This window comes from Roseicyclus sp. (assembly GCF_052168335.1).
Taxonomy (GTDB): Bacteria; Pseudomonadota; Alphaproteobacteria; order Rhodobacterales; family Rhodobacteraceae; genus Roseibacterium.
The window spans coordinates 1-6,724 of sequence record NZ_JBQLZP010000619.1 but is presented as its reverse complement, the minus strand read 5'-3'; the positions used below and the strand labels follow the sequence as shown (position 1 = coordinate 6,724).

The 6,724-nt window shown below is 69.3% G+C and carries 6 protein-coding genes; 4 read left to right on the top strand and 2 right to left on the bottom strand.

Translation table 11 applies throughout. The features are described from left to right. Positions 1 to 1,180 (bottom strand): D-alanyl-D-alanine carboxypeptidase family protein (locus ACTS11_RS18990; RefSeq protein ID WP_442641855.1); only part of this gene is annotated, 1,180 nt, incomplete at its 3' end. A 222-nt stretch (positions 1,181 to 1,402) separates the two neighbouring features. On the opposite strand from ACTS11_RS18990, the gene hemF reads away from it, so the two are divergent. Further along, the gene (gene hemF / locus ACTS11_RS18985) at positions 1,403 to 2,284 is read left to right on the top strand and encodes an oxygen-dependent coproporphyrinogen oxidase (RefSeq protein WP_442641854.1); all 882 of its coding nucleotides are present in this window, start codon (positions 1,403 to 1,405) and stop codon (positions 2,282 to 2,284) included. 29 nt (positions 2,285 to 2,313) lie between these two features. Here hemF and ACTS11_RS18980 read toward each other — a convergent pair whose 3' ends face one another. Then, the gene (locus tag ACTS11_RS18980) at positions 2,314 to 3,723 is read right to left on the bottom strand and encodes a hypothetical protein (RefSeq protein WP_442641853.1); all 1,410 of its coding nucleotides are present in this window, start codon (positions 3,721 to 3,723) and stop codon (positions 2,314 to 2,316) included. Between the two features lie 133 nt (positions 3,724 to 3,856). Between ACTS11_RS18980 and ACTS11_RS18975 the strand changes: the two genes are divergently transcribed. The 3 genes from ACTS11_RS18975 to ACTS11_RS18965 all read left to right on the top strand — a co-directional run. Continuing rightward, positions 3,857 to 4,954, top strand: coding sequence for a Gfo/Idh/MocA family protein (locus ACTS11_RS18975; RefSeq protein ID WP_442641852.1), 1,098 nt, complete (start codon positions 3,857 to 3,859; stop codon positions 4,952 to 4,954). Positions 4,955 to 4,961: 7 nt separating this feature from the next. Then, positions 4,962 to 6,506 (top strand): N-acetylneuraminate synthase family protein, encoded by a 1,545-nt coding sequence (locus ACTS11_RS18970; RefSeq protein WP_442641851.1) that lies wholly within the window; start codon positions 4,962 to 4,964, stop codon positions 6,504 to 6,506. Next, on the top strand, positions 6,503 to 6,724 hold a 222-nt coding region (locus ACTS11_RS18965; RefSeq protein ID WP_442641850.1), incomplete at its 3' end, for a hypothetical protein. The genes ACTS11_RS18970 and ACTS11_RS18965, both read left to right, overlap by 4 nt.

The window sequence follows — 6,724 nt, the reverse complement described above, 5'->3', positions numbered from 1 at the left end:
CCGGCGCGGCCGCTGCGGGCGCAGGCCCGGGCCTCGGAAGCGGCGTGCGCATCGGCGCCACGGCGGCCACGGCGATGGTTTCCACCGGCACGTCCTCCTCCGGCGTGCCGAGCGCCTCCGCCACGGCCTCGGCGACCGCGTCGGATGCGACGGCGGGGCGCGGCGGGGGTGGTGCGATCTCGGCCTGCGCGACGGTTCCGCCGACCGCCTGCGCCACCGCCTCGTCGATGGCGGCGACCAGTTCGGGCGCGGGCGCGGCCGGCACGGGCAGGCCGCGCTCGAGCGGCCGGATGCTGCGCGCCACGAGGCCCGAGCCGGGCAGCGTCCGGTCGACGGGCATCGGCGCGTCCTCGCCCGAGTAGGTCGGCAGCGGCGGCACCCGGAGCGGCGCATGGCTGGGCGCGCGGGCGAAGCCCATGTCCATCAGTTCCATGATCCGCTGGTTGCGCCAGGCGGCGGACTGGCCGCCGAAGACGGTGGCGATGATCCGCTCCTCTCCGCGCAGCGCCGAGGCCACGAGGTTGAAGCCCGCGGCGCGGGTGTAGCCGGTCTTGATCCCGTCCGCGCCGCGATAGGCGTTCAGGACGGCGCGGTTCGTGTTGCGCACGGTGGCGATCCCGGCATCGTCCTCGCGCCGGGAGAAGATGTTGTAGTACTGCGGGTAGTCGTAGTGCAGCCGCCGCCCGAGGATTGTCATATCCCGCGCGGTCGAGAGATGCCCCTCCTCCGTCAGCCCGTGGGCGTTGCGGAAGGTCGTCCGCGTCATGCCGAGCGCCACGGCCGTGCGGTTCATCCGCCGGGCGAAGGCGGCCTCCGAGCCCTCCAGCGCCTCGGCGATGGCGGTCGCGGCGTCGTTTGCCGAGCGGATCGCGGCCGCCCGGATCAGGAAGCGGAAGCGGATCCTGCTGCCCGCGCGGAGTCCGATCTTCGAGGGCGGTTCGGCCGCGGCATTGGCCGAGATGCGCACCTCCGTGTCGGCGTCGATCTCGCCCAGGCGCATCGCCTCGAAGGCGATGTAGAGCGTCATCATCTTGGTCAGGGACGCCGGGTGGAGCCGCGTGTCCGCGTTGCGGGAATGCAGGATCTCGCCCGTGCGGGCATCCATCACCATCGCGGCATAGGGGGCTGCGCGCGCCGGCCCTGCGAAGGCAAGGCACGCGGCGAGGATCAGGCCGGTCATGGCGGCCAAAAATCGTCCGTGTTTCACGAAACTGCTCGTTCTGCCTCTGGGTGCCGTCTGTCGCGGCGTTCGCGTAGCAGTCTAGGGCATGATCCGCAGGAAATCCATTCCCGATTTCCGCGCCTTGACGCCCGGAGCGGGCGGCATCCGGCGACGAATGCGCGCGTGGCCTCCTGCACGCGGAGGTGGTATCACCGCACCCGACGAGACGGAGAGAGACCGATGAAGGACATTTTCGACGACCGCAAATCCCGCGCCTCGGCCTGGTTCCGGACGCTCCGCGACGAGATCGTGGCGGCCTTCGAGGCGCTCGAGGACGCCCAGGGCGGCGAGGGGCCGGCGGGCCGCTTCGAGGTGTCGCAGACGCGGCGGCACTCCGACGACGGCTCGGACGCGGGCGGCGGGCTGATGAGCGTGATGCGCGGCGGCCGGGTCTTCGAGAAGGTCGGCGTGAACGTCTCCACCGTCTACGGCCGCCTCGGCGACCGGGCCGTGGCCGCGATGGCCGCGCGCAAGGACCTCTCCGGGCTGAAGGACGATCCCACCTTCTGGGCCTCGGGCATCAGCCTCGTCGCCCACATGCAGAACCCGCACGCCCCCGCCGTCCACATGAACACGCGGATGTTCTGGACGCCGGTCGCCTGGTGGTTCGGCGGCGGCTCGGACCTGAACCCGGCGATCGAGTACGCCGAGGACACGGCGCATTTCCACGCCGTCCTCGCCGATCACTGCGCGCGGCATTCCGACGACTACTATCCCCGCTTCAAGGCCTGGGCGGACGAGTATTTCTACGTCCCCCACCGCCACCGCGCCCGCGGCGTCGGCGGCATCTTCTACGACGACCTCAACACCGGCGACTGGGAGGCGGACTTCGCCTTCACCCAGGACGTGGGCCGGGCGTTCCTGCCGGCCTTCGTGCCCTGCGTGGAGAAGCGCCGCCATACCGAATGGACCGAGGCCGACCGCGAGGCGCAGCTGATCCACCGCGGCCTCTACGCCGAGTACAATCTCGTCTACGACCGCGGCACGAAGTTCGGCCTCGAGACCGGCCACGACGCCAACGCGGTGCTGATGAGCCTGCCGCCGGTGGCGAAGTGGACGTGAGGGCCGGGGGACGCTGACGGATCGGCGGCTCAGGTCTTCCTGTCCGCGTCCAGCCGCGCCGAAACGAGGTCGGCCAGCCGATCGCGGTAGGGCCGCGCATCGTCATGGCAGAAGTGGCGGCGCGCTGCGTCGATCTCTGACCGCGCGCGGGTGCCGCGCGCGTCCCACGCGTTCAGGAGAAACCGCTCGACGTCCGCGCGGTCCTTGCAGAAGGACAGCGAGGGAATGCGCTCGAGCCCCCGGAAGTGCTCGGATCGCTCGAGAACGGTCCGCTGGTTGGTGATGTTGATCCCGTCGTCGTAGGTCAACGCGATGTAGTTCTTGCCGAAGATCGTGGCCTCGATCAGCATCGAGGTCAGGCCGCCGGCCACCACTTCGGCATTGCCGATGAGACCGGGATAGTAGGACAGGTCGGGCTGGAACCGGTGGCCCTGCGGCGTGCCGAAATACTGGTCCGCCACCTGCGGGTCGACCGTCACGCGCTCGAGACCACGGCCAAGGATCGTGTCGCGGCTCTCGCGCCAGGGATGGGGCCGGTAAAGGATGCGAACGCCCGCGAAACGCTCGGGATGGCGGTCAAGCACCGCCTCGAGGTTCTCCAGCGCGCTGGCCTCGTCGAAGGCGAGAGAAGTTCCGAGGAAGAGGATGTAAGGGAAGTCGAAGTGGCTCGCCGGAAGGTCGTCCCGCAGCACGAAGTAGTGGTCGAACCGGGGCGTGCCGATCACCGTGACGGCCGCGCGGTCCAGCCCCTGGATGTCGGTGGCGTGGCGCGCGCTCTGCTCGCCCCAGACGCCGATATGGTCGGGCCGGAGCAGCATGACGGACTTCGACGAGAGGTTGTCCCAGTTGTCGATCAGGAACAGCGTCGGGCGTTCCATGCGCGCGGCCTGCCGGATGACGTCGTTGCCGTCCGGGTCGAAGGCGCTCGACGGCATCACGATGAGGTCCGGGTCCGCCGCGGTCAGCGCCTCGGCGATGCCGCGGGACGGCTCCAGCCCGTCGATACGGGAGCGGCGGATAAGGTCGAAGACCGGTCTCGAGGCCATGATCCGCAGCCGCGTCCGGCGATAGGCGATGCCCGCGCGCTCGCGGAGCGCGTCGAGGTTGCGGAGCGCGTTCGACAGGAGAGGGCGCCGGAAGCGCCGCTTCGGCTCGAACATCCGGTCGAGGCGAAACTGGAAGGTGCTGGACCGGTGGCGGAACCGTTGGATCAGGACCTTGTATGTGTTGAACTGGCGCGCCCGGTTCGCCTTGTCGGCCGGGTAGACCACGACCTTTCGTCCGGGCTTCTCCACCGGGGACATGTCGCCGAGGTCGTCGGCCACGACGAAGGTGACATCGAAGCGCTCCTCCAGCGTACCGAGCGCATCGGTCCGGAAGTAGTTGCGCACGAAGAGGGGCGAGCTGACGACGAACGCGATGCGGGGTCTGTCGTTCACGATGCGCTGCTCCATCGGCCGGGCCCGTCGGGGGCGCCGGGCCAGCGCCTGAATGGAAAGATTGGTCTGGAAGCGCAAGCCTCATTCCAGTAGCACGGAGGCCAAAATCGGGGTGCGGGGGGCAGGTCTGGAAATGATCGCAAACGTCAAGATCATCGGCGCGGGATCGATCGGCAACCATCTGGCGAACGCGTCCCGGCGGCAGGGCTGGTCCGTCACCGTCTGCGACATCGATGCCGCCGCGCTCGAGCGCACGCGGACCGAGATCTATCCCGCCCGCTACGGTTCATGGGACGAGGCGATCACGCTCTGCGCGCCGCAGGACGCGCCGAAGGGCGGCTTCGACCTCATCTGCATCGGCACGCCGCCCGACGTGCACATGGACCTCGCGCTCGCCGCACTGGAGGAGAAGCCGGCGGCGATCCTGGTCGAGAAACCGCTCTGCGGTCCGGCCCTGGAGGGGGCGGAGACGCTGCGGCAGGCGGCGCGGGACGCCGGTGTGCGGGTCTTCACCGGGTACGACCATGTCGTGGGCGCTGCGGCGGAACTCGCGGGGGGCCGCGCGGCCTCCGGCGACTTCGGCGACATCGCGACGCTCGACGTCGATTTCCGCGAGTACTGGGGCGGCATCTTCTCGGCGCATCCCTGGCTCGCTGGTCCCTGGGAGAGCTATCTCGGGTTCTCCGCGCGCGGCGGCGGCGCCAGCGGCGAGCACTCGCACGCGATCAACCTCTGGCAGCACTTCGCCCACGAACTCGGGGCGGGCCGCGTCGTCTCCGTCTCGGCGCGGATGGACTGGGTGCGGGACGGGCGCGTCGACTACGACCGTCTCTGCGCGATGCACCTCGAGACCGAGGCCGGACTGATCGGCCAGTGCACGCAGGACGTCGTGACCAAACCCACGCGCAAGTCCGCGCGGCTCCAGTTCGGGGGCGGTTTCGTCGAGTGGCACTGCGGCGCGGCCCCCGGCATCGACCGCGTGATCGAGGCGCGCGACGGCGAGGAGGCGAAGGCGACCGACATCTCCAAGACGCGGCCCGACGACTTCATCCGCGAGCTCCTGCACATCGACGCCTGCCTCGACAGCGGCGCGGAAAGCCCGATCTCGCTCGAGCGGGGCCTCGACACGATGCTCGTGATCGCCGCGGCGCATCTCAGCGACCGGACGGGCCGGCGGGTCAGGATCGACCATTCCAAGGGCTGCCGCCCCGAAGCCCTCTCGACGGAGTGAAGCAGCCATGATCGAGCGAAACTTCGACTTCCGCGACCTCTTCGTTCTCGATCTGGCGAACAACCACCAGGGCGATGTCGCGCACGGGCGAAGGGTCATCCGCGAACACGCCGCCGCCGTGACGGAGGCTGGCGTGCGGGCGGCGATCAAGTTCCAGTTCCGCGACCTGCCCGGCTTCGTCCATCCCGACGACCGCAAGAACTCCACCAACAAGCACGTGCCGCGCTTCCTCTCCACCCGCCTGCCGTGGGAAGCCTACGAAGAGATGCTGGAGGAGGTCCGCACGCAGGGTCTCCTGTCCATGTGTACGCCGTTCGATGAATCGTCGGTCGACCATATCGAGCGCATGGGCTTCGACATCATCAAGGTCGCCAGCTGCTCGGCGGCGGACTGGCCGCTCCTCGAGCGCGTCGCGGCGTCGGGCCTTCCGGTCATCGCCTCCACGGGCGGTCTCGGGACGCACGAGGTGGACGCGCTCCAGAGCTTCCTCACCCACCGCGCCTGCGACTTCGCGCTGATGCACTGCGTCTCGATCTACCCGACGCCGGACGAGGCCTGCAATCTCGGCAACATCGCCGCCTTCAAGGAGCGCTACAGGGACATCGTCATCGGCTGGTCGACGCACGAGACTCCGGCCGATACCGTGCATGTTGGCCTCGCGCAGGCTCTCGGCGCCGAGATGTTCGAGCGGCACATCGGCGTCGAGACCGACGAGATCAAGCTCAACGCCTATTCCGCGACGCCGGACCAGACGCGGGCCTGGCTCGCCGCGTGGAAGCGCGCGCGCACGATCATCGGCGCGCACGAGCGCGAACCCGCCCGCCCCGAGGAGGCAGAAGCCATCCAGGGCCTCCAGCGCGGTATCTTCGCGAAGGCCCCGATCGAGAAAGGGCAGAAGATCGCGCGTGAGGACGTCTATTTCGCCTTCCCGCGCCGCGACGGCCAGATCGCGTCGGGCGGCTGGGTCGAGGGCATGATCGCCGAGGCGCCGATCGCGAAGGACGCGCCACTGATGCCCGAGGCCGTCACGGTACCCGAGCGCGGGCGCGAGATCATCCTCAAGCGCGCGGTCCACGAGGTGAAGGCGATGCTGACCAAGGCCCGCGTGCCGCTCAGCCATGACTTCACGACCGAGTATTCGCATCACTACGGCGTCGAGCGGTTCAACGAGGTCGGCGCCGTGCTGATCACCGTCGTGAACCGCGAATACGCCAAGAAGATCCTCGTCCAGCTTCCCGGGCAGTCGCATCCGCTGCATTACCACAAGCTCAAGGAAGAGACCTTCGTGGTCGTCTACGGCGACCTCAACATCGAGCTCGACGGCCAGCTCCGGACGCTGGTGCCGGGCGACACGCTGACCGTGCGACCCGGGATCTGGCACCGTTTCTGGACCGAGGGCGGCTGCATCTTCGAGGAGATCTCGACCACGGCCCATCGCGGCGACTCCGTCTACCGCGATCCGGCGATCAACCGGCTGGAGCATTCCGAGCGCAAGACGGTCGTGGACCATTGGGGCCGCTTCCAGCTGAACGAGGCACTCCGGGGCAGATGAGCCGGGCCTGCGATCTCGCCGTGTTCGACTTCGACGGGACGCTCGTGGACTCGAACGCCATCAAGTCCGGCGGGTTCGACGAGATCGCGTCGCGCTATCGGGGCGGTCCCGAGGCGATGCAACAGGCGCGTGCGGTTCCCGGCGCGGACAGGCACGCGGTCGCGGTGCGTTTCGCGGATCTCCTCGGATTGCCGGAGGGCGCGGCCGCACGGATCGTC

What these genes read in the sequence shown, in the direction of transcription:
- hemF (WP_442641854.1), top strand. Translation starts at nt 1,403, where the DNA reads ATGAAGGACATTTTCGACGACCGCAAATCCCGCGCCTCGGCCTGGTTC.
- ACTS11_RS18970 (WP_442641851.1), top strand. Translation starts at nt 4,962, where the DNA reads ATGATCGAGCGAAACTTCGACTTCCGCGACCTCTTCGTTCTCGATCTG.
- ACTS11_RS18975 (WP_442641852.1), top strand. Translation starts at nt 3,857, where the DNA reads ATGATCGCAAACGTCAAGATCATCGGCGCGGGATCGATCGGCAACCAT.